The organism is Pseudomonas sp. NBRC 111143, from assembly GCF_001320965.1.
GTDB classification, from domain to species: Bacteria; Pseudomonadota; Gammaproteobacteria; order Pseudomonadales; family Pseudomonadaceae; genus Aquipseudomonas; species Aquipseudomonas machongensis.
In genome coordinates this window covers 112,167-132,213 of sequence record NZ_BCBT01000006.1, presented here as the reverse complement: position 1 = coordinate 132,213, position 20,047 = coordinate 112,167, and the positions used below count along the sequence as shown (strand labels likewise).

Annotated in this window: 20 protein-coding genes; 14 read left to right on the top strand and 6 right to left on the bottom strand. The window is 64.4% G+C overall.

What is annotated here, in order from left to right; all coding sequences use genetic code 11:
• The first annotated feature begins 187 nt into the window (after positions 1 to 187).
• On the top strand, positions 188 to 1,171 hold the full coding sequence (gene ppk2 / locus APH44_RS05555; RefSeq protein ID WP_054891702.1) for a polyphosphate kinase 2: 984 nt from the start codon (positions 188 to 190) through the stop codon (positions 1,169 to 1,171).
• A gap of 54 nt (positions 1,172 to 1,225) precedes the next feature.
• On the opposite strand, the gene APH44_RS05550 is transcribed toward ppk2, so the two are convergent.
• From APH44_RS05550 to APH44_RS05540, 3 genes are all read right to left on the bottom strand, one after another.
• Positions 1,226 to 1,423: a hypothetical protein gene (locus tag APH44_RS05550; protein ID WP_054891701.1), complete on the bottom strand. Its 198-nt coding sequence runs from the start codon at positions 1,421 to 1,423 to the stop codon at positions 1,226 to 1,228.
• A 184-nt stretch (positions 1,424 to 1,607) separates the two neighbouring features.
• The gene (aguA, locus tag APH44_RS05545) at positions 1,608 to 2,714 is read right to left on the bottom strand and encodes an agmatine deiminase (RefSeq protein ID WP_054891700.1); all 1,107 of its coding nucleotides are present in this window, start codon (positions 2,712 to 2,714) and stop codon (positions 1,608 to 1,610) included.
• Between the two features lie 240 nt (positions 2,715 to 2,954).
• Positions 2,955 to 5,855 carry an aminotransferase gene (locus APH44_RS05540; protein WP_156343727.1) on the bottom strand — a complete coding sequence of 967 codons (2,901 nt, stop codon included), beginning with the start codon at positions 5,853 to 5,855 and terminating at the stop codon, positions 2,955 to 2,957.
• 277 nt (positions 5,856 to 6,132) lie between these two features.
• Here APH44_RS05540 and APH44_RS05535 point away from each other — a divergent pair, with 277 nt between their 5' ends.
• From APH44_RS05535 to APH44_RS05485, 11 genes are read left to right on the top strand one after another with little or no spacing between them, the layout of a single operon-like run.
• Positions 6,133 to 6,885 (top strand): WbqC family protein, encoded by a 753-nt coding sequence (locus APH44_RS05535; protein WP_054891699.1) that lies wholly within the window; start codon positions 6,133 to 6,135, stop codon positions 6,883 to 6,885.
• Entirely contained in the window at positions 6,882 to 7,610 is a 729-nt protein-coding gene (locus APH44_RS05530; protein ID WP_054891698.1) for a bifunctional 2-polyprenyl-6-hydroxyphenol methylase/3-demethylubiquinol 3-O-methyltransferase UbiG, read from the top strand. Before APH44_RS05535 ends, APH44_RS05530 begins: the two co-directional genes overlap by 4 nt.
• Positions 7,607 to 8,458, top strand: a complete 852-nt coding sequence (locus APH44_RS05525) for an NAD(P)-dependent oxidoreductase (protein ID WP_054891697.1) — start codon at positions 7,607 to 7,609, stop codon at positions 8,456 to 8,458. Before APH44_RS05530 ends, APH44_RS05525 begins: the two co-directional genes overlap by 4 nt.
• Entirely contained in the window at positions 8,455 to 9,432 is a 978-nt protein-coding gene (locus APH44_RS05520) for an ATP-grasp domain-containing protein (protein ID WP_054891696.1), read from the top strand. The genes APH44_RS05525 and APH44_RS05520 overlap by 4 nt, the downstream gene beginning before the upstream one ends.
• Positions 9,413 to 10,132 carry a metallophosphoesterase gene (locus tag APH44_RS05515; protein WP_054891695.1) on the top strand — a complete coding sequence of 240 codons (720 nt, stop codon included), beginning with the start codon at positions 9,413 to 9,415 and terminating at the stop codon, positions 10,130 to 10,132. Before APH44_RS05520 ends, APH44_RS05515 begins: the two co-directional genes overlap by 20 nt.
• Complete coding sequence (gene rffA, locus APH44_RS05510; protein WP_054891694.1) at positions 10,129 to 11,274, top strand: dTDP-4-amino-4,6-dideoxygalactose transaminase; 1,146 nt, start codon at positions 10,129 to 10,131, stop codon at positions 11,272 to 11,274. Before APH44_RS05515 ends, rffA begins: the two co-directional genes overlap by 4 nt.
• 24 nt (positions 11,275 to 11,298) lie before the next feature.
• Positions 11,299 to 11,844 carry a dTDP-4-dehydrorhamnose 3,5-epimerase gene (gene rfbC / locus APH44_RS05505; RefSeq protein WP_054891693.1) on the top strand — a complete coding sequence of 182 codons (546 nt, stop codon included), beginning with the start codon at positions 11,299 to 11,301 and terminating at the stop codon, positions 11,842 to 11,844.
• Positions 11,841 to 12,701 carry a dTDP-4-dehydrorhamnose reductase gene (gene rfbD, locus APH44_RS05500; protein WP_054891692.1) on the top strand — a complete coding sequence of 287 codons (861 nt, stop codon included), beginning with the start codon at positions 11,841 to 11,843 and terminating at the stop codon, positions 12,699 to 12,701. The genes rfbC and rfbD overlap by 4 nt, the downstream gene beginning before the upstream one ends.
• 37 nt (positions 12,702 to 12,738) lie before the next feature.
• The gene (locus tag APH44_RS05495; RefSeq protein ID WP_054891730.1) at positions 12,739 to 14,553 is read left to right on the top strand and encodes an ATP-binding protein; all 1,815 of its coding nucleotides are present in this window, start codon (positions 12,739 to 12,741) and stop codon (positions 14,551 to 14,553) included.
• Entirely contained in the window at positions 14,550 to 15,953 is a 1,404-nt protein-coding gene (locus APH44_RS05490; RefSeq protein WP_054891691.1) for a sigma-54 dependent transcriptional regulator, read from the top strand. Before APH44_RS05495 ends, APH44_RS05490 begins: the two co-directional genes overlap by 4 nt.
• Positions 15,950 to 16,405, top strand: a complete 456-nt coding sequence (locus APH44_RS05485; RefSeq protein ID WP_054891690.1) for a YiiD C-terminal domain-containing protein — start codon at positions 15,950 to 15,952, stop codon at positions 16,403 to 16,405. The genes APH44_RS05490 and APH44_RS05485 overlap by 4 nt, the downstream gene beginning before the upstream one ends.
• Before the next feature lie 29 nt (positions 16,406 to 16,434).
• Here the strand turns inward: APH44_RS05485 and cysQ are convergent, their stop codons facing one another.
• Together cysQ and nudE are read right to left on the bottom strand one after the other, a co-directional pair.
• Positions 16,435 to 17,262, bottom strand: a complete 828-nt coding sequence (cysQ, locus tag APH44_RS05480; protein ID WP_054891689.1) for a 3'(2'),5'-bisphosphate nucleotidase CysQ — start codon at positions 17,260 to 17,262, stop codon at positions 16,435 to 16,437.
• Positions 17,259 to 17,825 carry an ADP compounds hydrolase NudE gene (gene nudE, locus APH44_RS05475; RefSeq protein WP_054891688.1) on the bottom strand — a complete coding sequence of 189 codons (567 nt, stop codon included), beginning with the start codon at positions 17,823 to 17,825 and terminating at the stop codon, positions 17,259 to 17,261. Before nudE ends, cysQ begins: the two co-directional genes overlap by 4 nt.
• 65 nt (positions 17,826 to 17,890) lie before the next feature.
• Between nudE and yrfG the strand changes: the two genes are divergently transcribed.
• Positions 17,891 to 18,553, top strand: coding sequence for a GMP/IMP nucleotidase (gene yrfG, locus APH44_RS05470; RefSeq protein ID WP_054891687.1), 663 nt, complete (start codon positions 17,891 to 17,893; stop codon positions 18,551 to 18,553).
• Between the two features lie 45 nt (positions 18,554 to 18,598).
• Here yrfG and lysM read toward each other — a convergent pair whose 3' ends face one another.
• Positions 18,599 to 19,039: a peptidoglycan-binding protein LysM gene (gene lysM / locus APH44_RS05465; RefSeq protein WP_054891686.1), complete on the bottom strand. Its 441-nt coding sequence runs from the start codon at positions 19,037 to 19,039 to the stop codon at positions 18,599 to 18,601.
• 174 nt (positions 19,040 to 19,213) lie between these two features.
• On the opposite strand from lysM, the gene fdhD reads away from it, so the two are divergent.
• Positions 19,214 to 20,044, top strand: a complete 831-nt coding sequence (gene fdhD, locus APH44_RS05460; protein WP_054891685.1) for a formate dehydrogenase accessory sulfurtransferase FdhD — start codon at positions 19,214 to 19,216, stop codon at positions 20,042 to 20,044.
• The last annotated feature ends 3 nt before the right edge of the window (positions 20,045 to 20,047 follow it).

The following is a 20,047-nucleotide window of genomic DNA, read 5'->3' as shown; positions in this document are numbered from 1 at the left end:
AACACTCCATATACCCCCGCGTTGTGCAAGGGCTGCCACCAAGCTACGCATCAGCCCACCACAGCATCAGTTGGAAAGCTGACGCTTCGTGATCACACGATCAGCTCTGCGTTGATCAGCATCAAAGGGCCGACGGGCAAGTATCCATACACTGCTTGATGGATACCCGATCCCCGAAAGGACCTCCATGAGCGACGATTCTCCCCTCCCCCTTGCCAACCCCGTCGAGGCTGCACCGGCTACGCCACTGCGTACACCGCGCCCTCGCAAGCGCAAACCGCAAGCGTCCATCACCCGGATCAGCCAGCAGCCTACCGCCCTGGAAGTCGCCACTGCCCCTAAAGGCAGTAACGAAGACAGCACCAGCGCGCGCCTGCCGGCCAGCTACCCCTACCGCACGCGCATGCGCCGCCAGGAGTACGAAAAGGCCAAGCACGCGCTGCAGATCGAGCTGCTGAAGGTGCAGAGCTGGGCGAAAGATACCGGCCAGCGCATCGTGGTGCTGTTCGAGGGACGCGATGCAGCGGGCAAAGGCGGAACCATCAAGCGCTTCATGGAGCACCTGAATCCGCGAGGGGCTCGCATCGTAGCGCTGGAGAAGCCGTCCGAGCAGGAAAAGGGCCAGTGGTACTTCCAGCGCTACATCCAGCACCTGCCTACGGCGGGCGAAATGGTGTTCTTCGACCGCTCCTGGTACAACCGCGCCGGGGTCGAGCGGGTCATGGATTTCTGCTCACCGCTGCAGTACCTGGAGTTCATGCGCCAGGCACCTGACCTTGAGCGGATGCTGTGCAACAGCGGCATCCTGCTGTTCAAGTACTGGTTCTCGGTGAATCGCGAAGAACAGCTGCGCCGCTTCATCTCCCGGCGGGACGACCCACTCAAGCACTGGAAGCTGTCGCCAATCGACATCAAGTCACTGGACAAGTGGGACGACTACACCGCCGCCAAGGAGGCGATGTTTTTCCACACCGACACCGCCGATGCGCCTTGGACAGTGATCAAGTCCGACGACAAGAAGCGCGCCCGGCTCAACTGCATCCGGCACTTCCTCCACTCGCTGGATTACCCGGGCAAGGATCACAGCGTCGCCCACGCGCCAGATCCACTGCTGGTGGGTCGTGCCGCTCGCGGGTTCGAGGAAGAGGACGCTGCCGAGCTGGCCAGCTGAAACAAAAACGCCACCGTCGATACGGTGGCGTTTTCGTTATGCGATGCCTTGCCTTCAGTGCCAGACAGCAACCAGAGCCTCGAGCTCCGCTTCACTGAGCAGGCCTTGAGGATAACGACCATCCAGAAGGCGGCGCGTATCGGTCTTCCTGACCCGGATGTTTCCATGGTGCTTCAACCATTGCGCCAGCACCTTGAGCGATTCGTGATTGATCGCCATTGGAGACAAAGCCGACTCACTTGTTGCATTCATTCGACACGTACTCCCTGGGGCCGTGAGCGGCTAAATTACTGTGGGATTGTTACAGAACAGCGTGGACCGCCGCCCCGAAACACCCCAGGGAAATGCAATACAAGAGCTGTGCCAGCGCGTGGATAAATCGTTTGCGCGAAGCAAAAGGGCCTGTCATTCGACAGGCCCTTTCAGTGTTCGGCGATCAGCGCTTGACCGGTGCCGGTTGCTGCTGGGTGAGGCAGTGGATGTTGCCACCGCCCAGCAACAGCTCGCGACCCGGGATCATCACCACTTCATGGTCCGGGAAGACCTTGGCCAGAATCGCTCTAGCCTGGGCATCTGCCGGGTCGTCAAAGCTCGGCGCGATGATGCCGCCGTTGACGATCAGGAAGTTCACGTAGGAGCCGGCCAGGCGCACCGACGGGTCACGCTCCTGGCTGCCAGCGACCTGGTCGACGCCGGCGCATTCTTCCTCGGTGGCGAACAGCGGCCCAGGAATGGGCATCTTGTGCACCACGAACTCGCGCCCCTTGGCATCGCGGGTGTTTTTCAGCACCTCGTAGGCAGCGTGGCAGCGCGCATAGTTGGGGTCGTTGGAATCATCGGTCCAGGCCAGTAACACTTCGCCCGGGCTGACGTAACAGCAGAAATTGTCGACGTGGCCGTCGGTTTCATCGTTGTACAGGCCTTCGGGCAGCCAGACGATGGTCTCGACTGCCAGATGTTCGCGCAGCACGTCTTCGATCTGCTCACGCGTGAGGTGCGGGTTGCGGTTGCGATTGAGCAGGCACTCTTCGGTGGTGATCAGGGTGCCTTCGCCGTCCACGTGGATCGAACCGCCCTCGAGTACGAAACCTTCAGTGTGGTAGCGCTGGCAGCGCTCCATCTCCATGACCTTGGCGGCCAGTTCTTCGTCACGGTTCCAGGGCGCATACAGGCCGCCATCGAAACCGCCCCAGGCATTGAAGCCCCAGTCCACGCCACGCACTTCGCCATGATCGTTGATCACGAAGGTCGGGCCGGTGTCGCGGACCCAGGCGTCGTCGTTGCTGATCTCGACCACGCGAATATTGGGCAGGTCGAGCTGGCGGCGGGCATTTTCGTACTGGCCCGCAGATACCGCCACGGTGACCGGCTCGAAGCGGGCAATGGCCTTGGCCAGTGTGACGTGCGCCGCCTGCGCGGGCTTGCCGCCCAGGCGCCAGTTGTCCGGGCGCTCCGGCCAGACCATCCATACCTGGGTTTGCGGGGCCCACTCGGCGGGCATGTGGAAACCGTCGGCGCGGGGAGTCGAGTTCAGGGTCTTCATGAGTAGCCTCTGGATGGCCCGCCAGGCTAGTGCCAGGGTTGATTGTGCGGGTGTCTGTCAGGGCCTCTTCGCGGGCAAGCCCGCTCCCACAGCGGCAGCATCAATTACCTGTGGGAGCGGGCTTGCCCGCGAAGGGCCAGCGAATACGACCAATCTAACCGATAGATATCGACTTTTAAAGCTTGAAATAAAATCAAAATAGATATTTCAAGAAATTTAATCGATATAAATCGATTTAGATCAACTCAGTTCCGCCAACACACGGTCCACGCAATCGACGAAGTAGTCCACGCTCTGCCGCGTGGTGCACATCGGCGGCTTGATCTTGAGGATGTTCAAGTAGTCTCCCGTGGGCTGCATGAAGATCCCCAGGTCGCGCAGGCGATCGCACAGGACCATGGTCTCCTCGGTGGCCGGTTCCAATGTCTGGCGGTCACGCACCAGTTCCAGCCCCAAGTAGAAGCCCGAGCCGTGGGCAGCACCCGCAAGCGGATGTTTATCGACCAACGCTTGCAAGCGCGCCTTGAAGTGGCGGCCAACATCGCGGGCGTTATCCCACAGCCCTTCGTCGCGCATCACATCCAGCACCGCCATGCCGATGCGGCAGCTCACCGGGCTGCCGCCGGCCGAGGAGAAGAAATAACCCTCGGCCTCGAGCGCTTCGGCAATCTCGCGCCGGGTGATCACCGCACCCAGCGGCTGGCCATTGCCCATGCCCTTGGCCATGGTGATGATGTCCGGCACCACGCCCTGCTCCTCGAACCCCCAGAAGTACTCGCCCAGGCGGCCGTAGCCAACCTGCACTTCATCGGCGATGCACACGCCGCCGCGCGCCCGCACCTTTGCATAGGCCTCGCGCAGGTAGCCCTGGGGCAGCGAGATACCGCCGGCATTGCCGTACACAGGCTCGCAGATCATCCCTGCCAGCTGGCGGCCACGGGCATCCAGGTCGGCGAGCTTGGCGTCGACATCGCGCAGGTAATCACTGGCACTGTCAGCGCCGCGGTAACGGCCGCGGAACGTATTGGGCGCCTCTACCGGATGCACCCAGTCCGGTCGGGTTTCCAGAGCCTGGGGATTGTCGGCGATCGAGGTGGAGATAGCATCGGTGGCCACCGACCAGCCGTGATAGGCCTCCAGCACGCTGAGCAGGTCACGCCCGCCGCTGTAGGCCCAGGCCAGACGGATCGCCAGATCGTTGGCCTCGGTGCCGCTGTTGACCAGAAACACCCGATCGAAGCCTTCCGGCGCCACTTCGAGCAGGCGCTCGGAGAACTCGGCGATGGCCGCATAGTGGAAGCGCGAGTTGGTATTGACCAGCGACCACTGCCGCGCCGATTCGGCGACCATGCGCGGATGCCCATGCCCGAGCACCGCCACGTTGTTGAGCATGTCCAGGTAGGAACGCCCCTGCATGTCGATCAGGTAGTTGCGCCAGCCGCGCTCGATATGCGGCGGCTGGGCGTAGTAGTGCTTCTGCGAGCGGGCGAAGCTGGCATCGCGCCGCGCCAGCAGCGCCTGGGCATCGACCAGCGGCTCGGCATCGCAGTCGAAGCCCAGCAGTCCCATCGGCGACGGGCAAAGCGCCAGCCAGGCCTGTGCCTGGGACGGTTTGGCGAAGAACGGCGGCGCGATGTTCGGATCCAGGCACAGCTGTACGCTCAGGAAGCCACAGGTCGAACCGAGCAGCTGGCCCTTGCGCACCGATTCGCCATCCTCCGGCGCCTGCTCCAGGCCGCTCAGCCACAGCCCCCAACCGGCGGTGCTCAGACACCCGCGGCCATCTCCCGTGCTCAGCCAGATACCGGTTTGCGGCGCGTGCAACACCGTGCCGCCCGGCAGGTTCAGCTCCACGCCCAAGGCACAGGTGGCAGGCTCGTCCGGGCGGTCAAAATGGGTTTGCGACAGGCGGTACTGCCCATGCAGCGTGGTGGCGGGAGCCGGCTTGGCAAGCAACAGGTGCTGATCGAACCCAGCTTGCTGCCAGTTTCCAGCCTCGCAGTGCGGGCTCAGCACACCCAGATCGAGCCGACCCACGGTCTGGCCGGCCAGGCTCGGCAGCAGTGCTGCGCAGTCGCCGAGGTCCAGGGTGTCCGGGGCAAAGCCCGCGGCCTGCAGGATCGCCGCTTCCATCAGGGCGGCAGGTACCGCAGTGGCGGTATCGAAGATTTCCCACTCATGGGCGATGTTGTCGCGGGTGTACTGGTTGTCCGGATCGACGGTGAGTTGCTGCTCGCTGCTGAGCACCAGCACCGCGGAACGGTTGAGCACCAGCGGCCACAAGGCGCGCAATTCGGCTTCGCTCAGCGGATTGACCGCCTGGTAGGCCGCAACCACCGGCAGGATCCGTAGCGGATCGCCTTCGGCATGATGCAGCAAGGCCGCGCAGGTGACAGAGAGGTCGGCGATACGCCAGGTGTGGGACAGATCGCCGAAGTCGATAACGCCTTGCGCCTGCCACTGACGATGCTCGTCGAGCGCCCAGACCACGTTGTCATCGGTGATGTCCAGATGCACCGCCTGCGTCGGAAGCTGTCCGACCAGCGGCTGCAGACGCGCCCGCGCCTGACTGGCCACACCCTCGACGCGCTCGCGTCGGGCCTCGTCCTTGATGACCGGCAGCAGGTGCTCGATCAACTCCTCGGCATGGCGTGGGTCCCACTGCAGCGTGCGCTCCAGCCCCGGGTGCTCGAAACCGGCCAGGGCCTTGCCGAGTTGTGCACACAGCGTCCCCAGCTCGGCCATCAGCCTATCCGGCATGTGCTTCAGACGGGTCAGCGGCTGGCCGTCGATGTATTCGAGCACGCGGCAACGCAGGGCCTGGCCGCCGATCTCCAGGGCCAGCAAGCCCTCGCCACTCAGCGCTGCACGCACCGCCGGCACCGGCAGACCCTGCCCCTGCAGATACGCGAGTGCCGCATGCTGCGCCTCGAGCTCGACCTGGGCATAGCTGCCATGGCAGAGCTTGAAGACGAACCGCCCCTGCTCGCTGTCCAGCCGGAAGTTCACGTCCTGCTGGCTACCGAGGGGCACCAGCGCGCCGTGCAGGCCGTAATAGGCCTGCAGGGCATGGCTGGCCTGCACCTCGGAAACCTCGGGACGTGGAAGGCTGGAGCGGTGGATCAGGGTGTGCAACGGCATGGTGCGAACCTCGGCCTCTTTTTTGCTTATATCGCCATTACCACTGCCCGGAAGCAAGGGGGTGAGGCGCAGACTGTCGTTGCCAATCTGCAACGATCATTGCCAAAGCCGCGCCCCAGAAGGCCTGGCCTCGTCCGCTGTCCACCAGGAGCTCGATGTCGATGCCCGCTGCACCACTGTTGTTGTCGCCCCTCCCGCACCGGCTCCTTGACGCCGGGGCATCGTCGCGCAGGCTGCGTGCGTCAGAAGTTCGTCACAAACGCGCGGGGGCATACGCATGAAGAAGGTCGCCATCGTGCAGTCGAACTACATCCCCTGGAAAGGTTATTTCGACCTGATCGCCGCCGTGGACGAGTTCATCCTTTACGACGACATGCAATTCACCCGACGTGACTGGCGCAATCGCAACCAGATCAAGACTCCCCAAGGCGTGCAATGGCTGACCGTGCCGGTTCAGGTCAGAGGGCGCTACCACCAGGCGATCCGCGAAACACGCATCGACGGGCACGACTGGGCCGCCAGTCACTGGCGGTCCCTGGAAGCGAACTACAAGCGTGCGCCGTATTTCGACGAAATCAGACAGTGGCTGCGACCGATCTATCTCGAAGAGCAGTTCGACCATCTCAGCCCGCTGAATCGTAGGCTGCTCGAGGCCGTCTGCCGCTATCTGGGCATCGGCACACGCATCAGCCACTCCTGGGACTATCGCCTGGGTGAAGGCAAGAGCGAACGCCTGGTCGACTTGTGCCTGCAAGCCGGTGCCAGCGAATACCTTTCCGGCCCGGCCGCGCGCGACTACCTGGATGAAAGCCTGTTCGCCGCACAGGGCATCACCGTCAGTTGGTTCGACTACAGCGGCTACCCCCAATACCCGCAGCAGTGGGGTGATTTCACCCATGGCGTGACCATCCTCGACCTGCTGTTCAACTGTGGCCCGGACGCACCGCGCTTCATGAAGCACATACGGTCATCGGCTCCTGAATCCACCGCGCCGACGGGCGCAGCACCCGACATGCGAGTCTCCCCATGAGCAATGCACTAGACAGCTACATCGGCGCCTACAGTGATCGTTTCGGCTTCGCTTTCGACAACGACATCATGCTCAACTGGTATCCCCAGCGGATCATGAAGCTATGCCAGGAACATCACTCGATTCTGGAACTGGGCGTCGGCCACGGTTTCTCGACCAACCGCTTCTCGCGCTTCTTCGCCTCGCATACGGTGATCGACGGCTCACCCTCGGTCATCGCCCAGTTCCGCGAAAACTACCCCGACAGCCCGGTCGAGATCGTCGAAAGCTATTTCGAGCACTTCGACACCGAGCGGACCTTCGACCTGATCGTGATGGGCTTCATCCTCGAACACGTCGACAACCCGCAGCAGGTCCTGGAGCACTTCCGTCGCTTCCTCGCGCCTGGCGGCCGACTGTTCGCCCTGGTGCCCAATGGCGAGTCGCTGCACCGGCGTATCGGCCACGCGGCAGGCAAGCTCGACGACATGATGAAGCTGGGCCAGGGTGACCTGGAACTGGGCCACCAGCGCACCTACTCGGTCAGCCGCCTGACCGATGAGCTGGAGCAGGCCGGCTATCGCATCGTGCGCAAGGAAGGGGTATTCCTCAAGCCGCTGATGACCTCGCAACTGCAGCCGCTGGGGCTGTCCAACGAGATCATCGAAGGGATGTGCACGGTCGGTATCGACTACCCCGAGCTCTGCTGCGCCCTGATGTTCGAGGCCCAGGTCGAGCCGACATGAGAAGCCTGTTGATCGGCAGCACCTCGGTCATCGGCCAGGCCATCGCCGCCCGGCTTGCCACGCTGGGTGAAGTCAGGACCGCTGGGCGTCGCGAAGCCGACTTCCCGTTCGACCTGGTGCGGTCAGACAACCCGCCCTTCGATGGCGGGCATTTCGATACCGTGGTGGTGGTGGCCGCCGCGTTCGGCGGGACCTCCAGCGAAGCGCTGATCCAGGCCGAACAGGTCAACGCGGTCGGTACCCTGCGCGCTTGCGAGCTTGCTGCGCAAAGCGGCGTCCGACACCTGATCCTGGTGTCTTCGGTGTTCGCAGGCTTTACCGCCGACGACCCTCACTACAACATCTATTCGCTGTCGAAGCGCCATTCCGAGGAGCTTGCACAGCTGTTCTGCAAGCAACGCGAAATCGCCCTGACCATCCTGCGTCCCAGCCAGGTCTACGATGCAGCCGGTGCCTGTCGCAAACACCAGGGACTGCTGTACCTCATCGCCGAAACGGCGCGCGCAGGCAAGACGGTGCAGCTGTATGGCAAAAACGACGCGCAGCGCAACTACCTGTTTCTGGACGACCTGGCCGAGATCGTGAAACGCGTGGCGCAGCGCACGGTGATCGGTCGCTTCGACTGCGTGCACCCGCACAGCCCCAGGCTGTCGGAGATCGCCGAAGCGGCCTTTGCCGCCTGCGCCCGCAGCGCCGACATCCGCTTCCTGCGCGACAAGCCGGACATCGCCGATATGCCGGCCATGCAGGCCGATGCGCAACTGCACCAGGCCATCGACTATTGGCCAGCCACCGACATTCGTACCGGCCTGCAACTGATGCAGGCTCATCAGGAGGCCCAGCAATGACCACGGCAATGGTCACCGGCGTCGGCGCGATAATGGGCTACGGCCTGCTGAAATCGCTGCGCGCCGCCGACCCGACGATCAGGCTGCTGGGCACCGACATCTACGACGATGCGGTCGGCCAGGCCTGGTGCGACCACTTCGAACAGGCGCCGCTGACCGCCGACCCCAGCTATCAGGACTGGCTGCTGCGGATGATCGAGCAGTACCGGGTCGATCTGCTGATTCCCGGCATCGAACAGGATGTGCACTGGCTCGACGAACACCGTGACGCACTAGCTGCCAGCGGCTGCCGGATTGTGCTCAACGATGCCCGGCTGATCAGCCTGTCGCGCGACAAATACGCCATGGACCAGGCCCTGCTGGCACATGAAGACGACGCCCGTATCCCCAGCCATCTGACCGGCGACTTTGCCTCGCTTTCGCAGCAGCTCGGCCTGCCGTTCCTGCTCAAGCCACGGCGCAGCTACGCCTCCAAGGGCCTGGTGTGGGTCCGCGAAGCGCGCGATTTCACACCCTGGGCACCCCTTCTCGGGGAGGTGCTGATGGCCCAGCCGATCATCGGCAGCGCCAGCCAGGAGTACACCGTGGCGGTGTTCGGTGACGGCCAGGGCGGCATCTGCGCCGCGATCACCTTCCAGCGCAGCCTGGCCTCTGACGGCTCCACAGCCAAGGCCAGAGTGCGCCACGACGCCAGCCTGGATGCGGTGGTGACGCGCCTGTGCCAGCACTTCAAACCAATCGGGCCCACCAACCTGCAATTCCGCCGGGCAGACGACGGCACCTGGAAGCTGCTGGAGATCAATCCACGGATCTCTTCCACCAGTTCCATCCGCACCGCTTTCGGCTACAACGAGGCCGCCATGTGCCTGGCCTGGTATCTCAAGGGCGAAAGGCCCCGGCAACCAGCGCTGCGCGCAGGTTTTGCGGTGCGCTACATCGAGGACTACGTGGTTCATGATCGGGATCATTTCTGACATCCACGGCAATTTCGCCGCACTGTCCGCCGTGCTCGCCGAGCTCGATCGGATGGGTGTGGACGAGATCATCTGCCTGGGCGACACCGCCGGTTACTACAGCCAGGTCAACGAGTGCTGCGATACCTTGCGCGCTCGCGGGATCTTCTCGCTGATGGGCAACCACGATGCCTACATCGCGCTCAACCAGCCCTGCCCACGCTCCAACAGCGCCAATGCCTGCCTGGACTACCAGCGCGAGGTACTCAGCGCCGACAACCGCCGCTGGCTCGAAAGTCTGCCGGAGCGTGCCAGCCTGCACGGCCTGGAGTTGATCCACGGCGGCTGGAACGACCCACTCGACGAATATCTCGAGCCCAGCGAAGCCTATTTCGCCGTACACCCGGGGCGCTTCTTCGCCTCCGGCCACAGCCATGTGCAGTTCCTCTGGCAGGGCCGCGACAAGACCTGGTGCAACCCCGGCTCGGTCGGCCAGCCCCGCGACGGCGACCCTCGAGCGGCCTTCGCCACATGGGACGGCCAACGCTTCGCGCTCTACCGCATCGCCTATGACATCGAGGCCGCGCAACGTGCCATGGCACACGCAGGCTTCACCGACTATTTCTACGAGAACCTTGCCAAGGGCACGCAGATCGGCGGGCGCGTCAGCGCGATCCGCAGCGACCTTCCGCCCGCGAACTCTGCAGGAAACCGCCCATGAGCCTGGAAAAGATCCCCTTCAACCGCCCCTACATGACCGGCAAGGAGTTCCACCACATTGCCGAGGCCAACCTGGGCCAGATGCTTGCTGGTGACGGACCGTTCACAAAGCGCTGCCATGCCTGGCTCGAGGAGCGTACCGGCAGCGGCAAGGCGCTGCTGACCCATTCCTGCACCGCAGCGCTGGAGATGTGCGCGCTGCTGCTCGACATCCAGCCCGGCGATGAAGTGATCATGCCGTCCTACACCTTCGTCTCCACCGCCAATGCTTTCGTCCTGCGCGGCGCGGTGCCGGTGTTCGTCGATATTCGCGAAGACACGCTCAACCTCGACGAACGCCTGATCGAAGCTGCCATCACCCCACGCACCAAGGCCATCGCCGTGGTCCACTACGCTGGCGTCGCCTGCGAGATGGACAGCATCCTGGCCATCGCCCACAGGCACGGCCTGAAGGTGGTGGAGGATGCCGCGCAGGGCGTCATGTCCAGCTACAAGGGGCGTGCGCTGGGCAGCATTGGTGATCTGGGAGCGTTCAGCTTCCATGAAACCAAGAACGTCATCAGCGGCGAAGGCGGAGCCCTGCTGGCCAACGATCCAGAGCTGGTGATGCGCGCGGAAATCATCCGCGAGAAGGGTACCGACCGCAGTCGCTTCTTCCGCGGCCAGGTCGACAAGTACACCTGGCAGGAGGTCGGATCGTCGTTCCTGCCCGGCGAGCTGACCGCCGCATTCCTCTGGGCACAGTTGCAGGAAGCCGAAGCGATCACCAACAACCGCCTGGCTACCTGGGCGCGCTATCACCACGCCCTTGCCGGCCTCGAGGCGGACGGGCTGCTGCGCAGGCCGATCATCCCGCAGGACTGCCAGCACAACGCCCATATGTACTATGTGCTGCTCGCCCCGGGTATTGACCGTCAGGCCGTGTTGCAGAGGATGCGAGACGAAGAGGTATATCCCGTGTTCCACTATGTGCCACTGCATTCCTCGCCCGCCGGCGAGCGTTACGGACGTGCACATGGCTCGATGCAGCTCACCGACGAACTGTCAGACCGCCTGGTACGCCTGCCGCTGTGGTGCGGGCTGGGCGATGAACGCCAGGACCGGGTGATTTCAGCCTTGAGTACCGCGCTCGCGCGCCGTTGAACCTATTCGCTGCCAAGAACATTCATGAACATCATCCACACCGAAATTCCCGATGTGCTGATCATCGAGCCGAAAGTGTTCGGCGACAGCCGAGGCTTTTTCTTCGAAAGCTTCAATGCCCGTGACTTTGCCGAGAAGGCCGGTTTCCCTGCCAGTTTCGTCCAGGACAACCACTCGCGCTCCCAGCGCGGCGTGCTGCGCGGCCTCCATTACCAGATCGAAAACCCCCAGGGCAAACTGGTACGCGTGGTCCAGGGCGAGGTACTGGATGTCGCGGTCGATATCCGCCGGAGCTCGCCCACCTTCGGCAAATGGGTCGCGACACGCCTGAGTGCCGAGGACCACCGACAGTTCTGGATTCCACCAGGCTTCGCCCACGGTTTCGTGGTACTCAGCGAGTCGGCCGATTTCCTTTACAAGACCACCGACTATTACAACCCCGCTGCCGAACGCTGCATTCGCTGGGACGATCCGCAGTTGGCCATCGACTGGCAACTGACGTCGGCACCGCTGCTGTCAGCCAAGGACCAGGCCGGGGTGCTGCTTCAGGACGCGGAGCTGTTCCCATGAAGATCCTCGTCTGCGGCCGCAACGGCCAGGTCGCCCAGGCCCTTCAGCAGGCACTGGCCGGGCTTGGCGAGCTGCACCTGCTAGGCCGCGACCAGCTCGACCTGGCTCACCCCGAAGGCATGCGTGAGCCTCTGCGCCAGCTCGCCCCGGACCTGGTCATCAACGCCGCGGCGCACACTGCGGTGGACCAGGCCGAAAGCGAAGCGTCGCTGGCTCAAGCGATCAATGCCGAAGGTCCGCGGGTGTTGGCCGAGGAAGCCGCACGCCTGGGTGCGCCGCTGATCCACTACTCCACCGACTACGTGTTCGACGGCAACAAGACAACGCCTTATGTCGAGGATGACCCGGTGCATCCGCTGGGCGTCTACGGCCAGAGCAAACTCGCAGGCGAGCAGGCGATTGCTGCGGTCGGCGCCGAGCACCTGATTCTGCGTACCAGCTGGGTGTATTCGCTGCATGGGCGCAACTTCCTGCTGACCATGCAACGCCTGCTGCAGGAGCGCCCGCAATTGAAAGTGGTCGACGACCAGATCGGCGCACCGACCTGGGCCGGGACGATCGCCGCGAGTACCCGCGCCATGATCGAGCGCTGGCAGGCCGGCCAGGCGGGTGCGTGGGGCACTTATCACCTGACGGCCCAGGGCGAAACCTCCTGGTTCGGCTTCGCCCAGGCCATCGCCGAGCAGTTGAAGGCCCGCGACCTGCCCTGCGCCGAACTGCTGCCGATTCCCAGCAGCGAATATCCGACCCCGGCCCGCCGCCCGCTCAACTCTCGCCTGGACTGCTCACGCCTGGCACGTGAATGGCAGGTCAGCCAGCCGCATTGGCAGCAAGCGCTGATCGACTGCCTGAAGTAGCGCATAATTGCGCCAGTTCATTCTGGCGCACTTGGCGATGACCTCGACTTCAATCACTTCGCAACGACCCCGCTGGCGCAGCCTGGCCCTGCTGGCCCTGTGCCTGGCTCCGCTGCTGTGGCCGCTGCATCATCTTGCCGAGCGCTACTACCAGGACCAACTGGCCTCGCAGAACCGCCAGACCCTCGACCTCTATGTCGCCAACCTGCTCGGCACCCTGCACCGCTACGAGACCCTACCGCAGATCCTCGGTGACCTGCCGGCCCTGCGTGGCGTGCTGGCCGACCCGTTCAGGCTGGAGGCGGTGACCAACGCCAATCGCCTGTTGCGCGAGATCACCCAGCAGACCGGCGCCGAAGTGATGTACCTGATGGACGTCAGCGGCAATACCCTGGCGGCCTCCAACTGGGACAAGCGCGACAGCTTCGTCGGCCGCAACTTCGCCTTCCGCCCGTACTTCATCGAAGCGATGGAAGGGCGGCTGGGCCGCTTCTTCGGCCAGGGCACCACGTCCGCCAAGCGCGGCTACTTCTTCGCAGCCGCGGTGCGTGACGGCGAACGAGTGATCGGCGTGCTGGTGGTCAAGGTCGACCTCGACCACACCGAAACCCTCTGGGGACGCACCCCGGAACAATTGCTGCTGACCGACCAGTACGGCGTGGTGGTGCTCACCTCGCGCCCGGAGTGGCGTTTCCGCGCCACCCGCGTACTGAGCGAAGCAGAACGCAAGGCGATGATCGCCATCCAACCCTACCCAACCCAGGCCCCGCAACCACTGCGCCTGGAGCCCGAGGCCTGGCTGACCCAGACCCGCGATATCAAGGAGACCGGCTGGCAGGTGAGCATCCTTGCGCCGCGTATCCTGGTCGATCGCTCGGTGCAGACCGTCATGGCCATCGGCGCCGGCGCGTTGCTGGTAACCATGCTCCTGGCCGGGCTGGTGATGCAGCGCCGCCGCCACTACATGGACCGCATCGAACTGGAGGCCCGTGGCCGCCAGGAACTGGAAAACCGCGTGGTGGCGCGCACCGCCGACCTCGAATGGCTGAACAACCGCCTGAAGAACGAAGTGCTGGAGCGCGAGCAGGCACAGCAGGAACTGGTACGCGCCCAGGACGAGCTGGTCCAGGCCGGCAAGCTGTCGGTGCTTGGCACCATGTCGGCGAGCATCAGCCACGAACTCAACCAACCGCTGGCGGCGATCCGCAGCTACGCCGAGAACGCCGAGATCCTGCTCGATCACCAGCGCACCGAGGATGCCCGTGGCAACCTCAAGTTGATCGGCGAACTGACTGGACGCATGGCCTCGATCATCGCCCACCTGCGCGCCTTCGCCCGCCGCGACCGGCATGCCCCGGAAAGCGTGGCCCTGCAACCGGCGCTGGACGATGCCCTGGCATTGCTGGCCAAGCGCCGTCGGGCGATGGCGGTGGAACTGATCCGCGATCTGCCGGACGCCACCCTGTGGGTCCAGGCCGGTGAAACCCGCCTGCGCCAGGTGCTCGGCAACCTGCTGGCCAACGCCCTCGACGCACTCACGGAAAAAGCCAACCCACGCCGCCTCTGGCTGAGTGCCGAGACGCGTGACGACTGCGTCTACCTGTACATTCGCGACAACGGCCCGGGCTTTACCCGGCAAGCGCTGGAGCATGCCAAGGAACCCTTCTTCACCACCAAGACCCGTACCCAGGGTCTTGGCCTGGGCCTGGCGATCTGCGAAAGCCTGATGCGTGCGCTCGGTGGCGAGCTGCTGATGGGCAACCACCCGGAAGGGGGCGCCCTGCTCACCCTGCAACTGCGCATCGCAGCCCCCGGCGCCAACCTGAAACCTTCGGAGGACTCCTCGGCATGACCGAGACACTGATCGACAGTCAAACCCAGGTCATCCTGGTCGATGACGATCCGCACCTGCGCCAGGCCCTGAGCCAGACCCTGGACCTGGCAGGCCTCAAGGTTGCCGCCCTGGCCGACGCCCAGGGCCTGGCCGAGCGCATCGAGCCCGACTGGCCTGGCGTGGTGGTCAGCGATATCCGCATGCCCGGTATCGACGGCCTGCAACTGCTGGAGCAACTGCACACACGGGACAGCGAACTGCCTGTGTTGCTGATCACCGGCCACGGCGATGTGCCGCTGGCAGTCCAGGCGATGCGTGCCGGGGCCTATGACTTCCTGGAAAAGCCCTTCGCCAGCGATGCCCTGCTCGACAGCGTGCGCCGAGCCCTGGCACTGCGTCGCCTGGTGCTGGACAACCGCAGCCTGCGCCTGGCCCTGAGCGATCGCCAGCAGCTGTCGACACGGCTGGTCGGCCATTCACCCTTGATGCAGCGCCTGCGCGAACAGATCGGCGCCTTGGCAGGCACCCGTGCCGACGTGCTGATCCTCGGCGAGACCGGCGCTGGCAAGGAGGTGGTCGCGCGTGCCCTGCACGACCTGTCGAGCCGTCGCGACGGCCCGTTCGTGGCCATCAACGCCGGCGCCCTGGCCGAGTCAGTGGTCGAGAGCGAGCTGTTCGGCCATGAGCCCGGCGCCTTCACCGGCGCGCAGAAGCGTCGTATCGGCAAGTTCGAGTTCGCCAACGGTGGCACGCTGTTCCTCGACGAAATCGAGAGCATGAGCCTGGACGTGCAGGTCAAGCTGCTGCGCCTGCTGCAGGAGCGCGTGGTCGAGCGCCTGGGCGGCAACCAACTGATACCGCTGGACATCCGCGTGATCGCCGCGACCAAGGAAGACCTGCGTCAGTCGGCCGATCAAGGGCGTTTCCGCGCCGACCTCTACTACCGCCTGAACGTCGCACCGCTGCGCATCCCGGCGCTGCGCGAACGCGGTGACGACATCCTGGTGCTGTTCCAGCACTTCGCCGATGCCGCCAGCCAACGTCATGGCCTGGCACCGCATACCCTGCAACCGGCGCAGCGGGCCATGCTGTTGCGTCACGAATGGCCAGGCAACGTACGCGAGCTGCAAAACGCGGCAGAGCGCTTCGCCCTTGGCCTGGAGCTGGCCCTGGACGGCCAGGCGCCCTCTGCCACCGACAGCACCGAACCGGCACGTGTCGGCAACCTCAGCGAGCAGGTCGAGCAGTTCGAGCGTTCGCTGATCGCCGCCGAGCTGAACCAGCCGCACAGCTCCATGCGTAGCCTGGCCGAAGCCCTTGGCATCCCGCGTAAAACGTTGCACGACAAGTTGCGCAAGCACGGCCTGAGCTTCGCCGACGGCAACAGCCATGACGATCACGAGGAGCCGCGGCCATGACCACCGACAGCCAGTACCTGCAGGCAGTCCTGCACAGCGATATACCGCTGACGCGGGAAATGGGCATGCAAGTCATCGACTGGCGCGAGCAGTGCCTGCGTCTGCAATTGCCGCTGGCGCCCAACGTCAATCACAAGAGCACCATGTTCGGCGGCAGCCTCTACTGCGCCGCCGTACTGGTCGGCTGGGGCTGGCTGCACCTGCGTCTGCGCGAGCTGGGGATCGATGACGGGCATATCGTCATTCAGGAGGGGCAGATCAGCTACCCGTTGCCCGTGACCGGTGTAGCGGTAGCACGCTGTCCGGCACCGGACGAAAAGGCCTGGGAGCGCTTCCTGACGATGTACCAGCGCCGCGGCCGGGCGCGCCTGACACTGGAGACGTTGGGGAGCAATGCGGGGAGTGAAGAGGCGGCAGTGAGATTCAGCGGGCAGTATGTGCTGCACCGCTGATCAGGCGAGGAGCGAGACGGCTTCGGTAGTTACTGCCCGATAGCCGCTGCAATGACGTTTTGCCGCCAGGGCGCCTTGGCCGGCAGCGCGAGGAAGAACGGATTGAGCAGCGACTCCCGCGCCGCGTAGCGGAACGCCTGGCCATCCAGCCCGATCACCTCGCCCCCTGCGCCTTCGACTACCCCCTGCGCCGCCGCGGTGTCCCACTGCGAGGTCGGCGCCAGGCGCGGGTAGAAATCGGCAGCGCCCTCGGCCAGCAGGCAGAACTTCAGCGAGCTGCCGATATTGGCCAGTTCCAACGCGCCAACCTCGGCACCGAGCCCAGCCAGCAAGGCTTCCTGCTCTGGGCTGGTATGGCGACGGCTGGCAACCACGGTGAAACGGCCATCGGCAGGTGGCGCGTTGCGCACGTGAATCGGCTGAGGCTCTGCCTGTAGCTCTGCACGCCATGCACCCAGATCACGACCACCGAAGTAACAGCGGCCACTGGTCGGCATCGACACCACGCCAAACACCACCTCGCCGCGCTCTATCAGGGCAATGTTGACGGTGAATTCCTCGCTGCCGGCGATGAACTCCTTGGTGCCATCCAGCGGATCGACCAGCCACCAACGCGACCAACCCTCGCGGGTGGCCAGCGGGATGTTGCAGTCTTCCTCGGACAACACCGGAATCTGCGGTGCCAGCACCTGCAGGCCGTCGGCGATGATCCGGTGGGCGGCCAGGTCGGCAGCCGTCACCGGCGAGTCATCGGCCTTGTTGGTGACTGCGACGCCAGAGCGCCAGAACGGCAGGATCGCCTCGCCCGCCAGTTGCGCCAGTTTCACCACTTCGTGCATCAGTTGCAGGTCGTTCATGCGCTCAGCAGCCCCCGCTGGATCAGCAGGTCACGGGCCAGGTACAACGCTGCCAGCGCTCGCCCTTCGCTGAATTGCGGGTGCATGGCCAGGGCCGATAGTTCGCGCAGGTTGACCTTGTCGACGCGCATCGGCTCGGGCTCATCGCCTTCCAGGCGCTCTTCGTAAAGGTCGCTGGCCAGCACCACCTGGATCTTCTGGCTCATGTAGCCGGGCGACAGCGACAGCTCGGTGAGGTGCTCCAGTTGCCGTGCTCCGAAACCGGCTTCTTCCTTGAGCTCACGATCAGCGGCGGCCAGCACGTCCTCGCCCGGCTCGATCAGGCCCTTGGGCAGCGACAGCTCGTATTCGTCGGTGCCACCGCAGTACTCCTCGACCAGCACCGCATGCTCGGCGTCGAGCATGGCCACGATCATCACCGCCCCATAACCGTTGCCTCGACCGACCAAGCGCTCGTAGGTGCGCTCGTTGCCATTGGAGAAGCGCAACTGCACCGCTTCGACCCGGAACAGGCGGCTGCTGGCGACGATCTCGCGACTGAGGACAGTGGGTTTCTGGCGCATGGGTGCGGCTCCTTGGCGTGAACGGGTTACTATACCGTGGCTTGCCGACCGATCGAGAATTTCCAATGCCTGTTCTGCCCTGGTCCGCCATCGATACCGTCCTGCTGGACATGGACGGCACCCTGCTCGACCTGCACTACGACAACCGCTTCTGGCTCGAACACCTGCCCCAGCGCTACGCCGAGCTGCATGGCGTAAGCCGCGCGATGGCCGAGCTGGAGCTGCGACCGCTGTTCGAGCGCCATGCTGGCACCCTGAACTGGTATTGCCTGGACTTCTGGAGCCGCGAACTGCGCCTGCCGATCCGCGAACTCAAGCGCGAGATCGCCGACCTGATTGCCCTGCGTCCGGACGCCGACACCTTTCTTGCCGCCATCGGCAAGGCTGGCAAGCGCGTGGTGATGATCACCAACGCCCACCGCGACTCACTGTCGCTGAAGCTCGAGAAGGTGCAGCTTGCGCCGTATTTCGAACGGCTGATCAGCTCGCACGACTACGGCTACCCGAAAGAGAGCCCGCAGTTCTGGGATGCCCTGCGCGCCGATATCGGCTTCGAGCCCGCGCGCAGCCTGTTCATCGACGACACCCTGGCGATCCTGCGCAGTGCGCAGCGGTTCGGGGTGAGGCATCTGCTGGCAGTGCGCCAGCCCGATAGCCGGGCGGATGTGCGCGATACGCAGGAATTTGCGGCGGTCGAGGATTACCGGGAGTTATTGCTGGGGCTTTGAGGGCCTCATCGCGGGACAAGCCCGCGATGAGCGCAACACCGATCCTCAGTCTGGAATGCGCAGCACCTGCCCGGGATAGATCTTGTCCGGATGTGACAACAACGGCTTGTTGGCCTCGAAGATCTTCTGGTATTTGCTGGCATCGCCATACTCGGCCTTGGCGATCGCACTCAGGGTGTCGCCCTTCTTCACCGTGACGAACCGGGCCGCCTGCGCCACCGGCCCGGTGACGGTGATCTGGTCATCCACCGAAGCCACCCCGGCGATGTTGCCTGCCGCCAGGATGATCTTCTCCTTCTCCTCCTGACTCGCCACCTCGCCCTTGAGGATGACCTTGTCACCCTCTACGGTGGCCGAAATGTTCGGATTGCCCAGGCCCACGCTCTCCACGTGCTTCTTCAACTGTTCCTCGGCATTGGCATTGCCGGGGGTCAGCAGATCGATCAACTTCTCGCCGGCTTCCTTCACGAAACTGAACAGGCTCATGACGCGCTCCTTGTTGATGATTCCTCGGAACCTGAGAGTCTAGGCCAGGAATCCCTACCCCGCTCCACTGCGACCAATCGACGCGGTCTATCACGGCATCGACCCTAGCGATTAGACGCGGCGCGTCCACAAGCCTAGGCTTGTGCAAGTAAAAGCCGCCGGTGATCCGCCCCGATGAACAGCAAGCCTCCGGTCTGCGCGGCATCAACGCCCCTGTCACTGCCTGCCGCCAGCAACACCTACGACTACGTACAGCTCTCCGACCAGGCGAGCGACAGCACGCCCCTGGCCGAAGAAGTCGCCCTGGCGATCGTCTACAACGGCCTCAACCAGGCGGTGATGCTGGTCAGCCCGACCGATCTGGAAGACTTCGCCGTTGGCTTCAGCATTGGCAGCGGCATCGTTTCCAGCACTGAAGACATCTACGACCTGAAGCTCTCCGGTAGTGGTTCGGCGCTGTATGCCGACCTCGAGATCTCCAGCCGTGCGTTCTGGAACCTCAAGAACCAGCGCCGCCAGTTGGCCGGCACCAGCGGCTGCGGCCTGTGTGGCGTCGAGGCCCTGGAGCAGGCGTTGCCCGAACTCGAGACTCTGCCCGGCGCGCCCCTGCCGCCGGTGGAATGGCTCAAGGACCTGCGCCAGCGCATCGACGCCTTCCAGCCCCTGGGCCAGCACTGCGGCGCTGTTCATGCGGCGCTGTTCATGGACCGCCACGGCGAACTGCTGCTGGGCCGCGAAGACATCGGCCGGCACAACGCCCTCGACAAGCTGATCGGTGCCCTGCTACGCCAGCGCATCGACACCCACGGCGGCCTGGCCATCGTCACCAGCCGCTGCAGCCTGGAGCTGATCCAGAAAGTCCTGCGCGCCGGCATCCAGACCCTGGTCAGCCTGTCGGCACCGACCGGCCTTGCCCTGCAATGGGCACGCAAGCACAACCTCAACCTCATCCATCTGCCCAAACACAGTGCACCGCGGGTATTCAGCCCAGCGGCGGAGTCGTAAAAG

Excerpts from the sequence above, each read along its gene's own strand:
- ppk2 (WP_054891702.1), top strand. The coding sequence starts at position 188 with ATGAGCGACGATTCTCCCCTCCCCCTTGCCAACCCCGTCGAGGCTGCA.
- APH44_RS05550 (WP_054891701.1), bottom strand. The coding sequence starts at position 1,423 with ATGAATGCAACAAGTGAGTCGGCTTTGTCTCCAATGGCGATCAATCAC.
- aguA (WP_054891700.1), bottom strand. The coding sequence starts at position 2,714 with ATGAAGACCCTGAACTCGACTCCCCGCGCCGACGGTTTCCACATGCCC.
- APH44_RS05540 (WP_156343727.1), bottom strand. The coding sequence starts at position 5,855 with ATGCCGTTGCACACCCTGATCCACCGCTCCAGCCTTCCACGTCCCGAG.
- APH44_RS05535 (WP_054891699.1), top strand. The coding sequence starts at position 6,133 with ATGAAGAAGGTCGCCATCGTGCAGTCGAACTACATCCCCTGGAAAGGT.
- APH44_RS05530 (WP_054891698.1), top strand. The coding sequence starts at position 6,882 with ATGAGCAATGCACTAGACAGCTACATCGGCGCCTACAGTGATCGTTTC.
- APH44_RS05525 (WP_054891697.1), top strand. The coding sequence starts at position 7,607 with ATGAGAAGCCTGTTGATCGGCAGCACCTCGGTCATCGGCCAGGCCATC.
- APH44_RS05520 (WP_054891696.1), top strand. The coding sequence starts at position 8,455 with ATGACCACGGCAATGGTCACCGGCGTCGGCGCGATAATGGGCTACGGC.
- APH44_RS05515 (WP_054891695.1), top strand. The coding sequence starts at position 9,413 with ATGATCGGGATCATTTCTGACATCCACGGCAATTTCGCCGCACTGTCC.
- rffA (WP_054891694.1), top strand. The coding sequence starts at position 10,129 with ATGAGCCTGGAAAAGATCCCCTTCAACCGCCCCTACATGACCGGCAAG.
- rfbC (WP_054891693.1), top strand. The coding sequence starts at position 11,299 with ATGAACATCATCCACACCGAAATTCCCGATGTGCTGATCATCGAGCCG.
- rfbD (WP_054891692.1), top strand. The coding sequence starts at position 11,841 with ATGAAGATCCTCGTCTGCGGCCGCAACGGCCAGGTCGCCCAGGCCCTT.
- APH44_RS05495 (WP_054891730.1), top strand. The coding sequence starts at position 12,739 with ATGACCTCGACTTCAATCACTTCGCAACGACCCCGCTGGCGCAGCCTG.
- APH44_RS05490 (WP_054891691.1), top strand. The coding sequence starts at position 14,550 with ATGACCGAGACACTGATCGACAGTCAAACCCAGGTCATCCTGGTCGAT.
- APH44_RS05485 (WP_054891690.1), top strand. The coding sequence starts at position 15,950 with ATGACCACCGACAGCCAGTACCTGCAGGCAGTCCTGCACAGCGATATA.
- cysQ (WP_054891689.1), bottom strand. The coding sequence starts at position 17,262 with ATGAACGACCTGCAACTGATGCACGAAGTGGTGAAACTGGCGCAACTG.
- nudE (WP_054891688.1), bottom strand. The coding sequence starts at position 17,825 with ATGCGCCAGAAACCCACTGTCCTCAGTCGCGAGATCGTCGCCAGCAGC.
- yrfG (WP_054891687.1), top strand. The coding sequence starts at position 17,891 with ATGCCTGTTCTGCCCTGGTCCGCCATCGATACCGTCCTGCTGGACATG.
- lysM (WP_054891686.1), bottom strand. The coding sequence starts at position 19,039 with ATGAGCCTGTTCAGTTTCGTGAAGGAAGCCGGCGAGAAGTTGATCGAT.
- fdhD (WP_054891685.1), top strand. The coding sequence starts at position 19,214 with ATGAACAGCAAGCCTCCGGTCTGCGCGGCATCAACGCCCCTGTCACTG.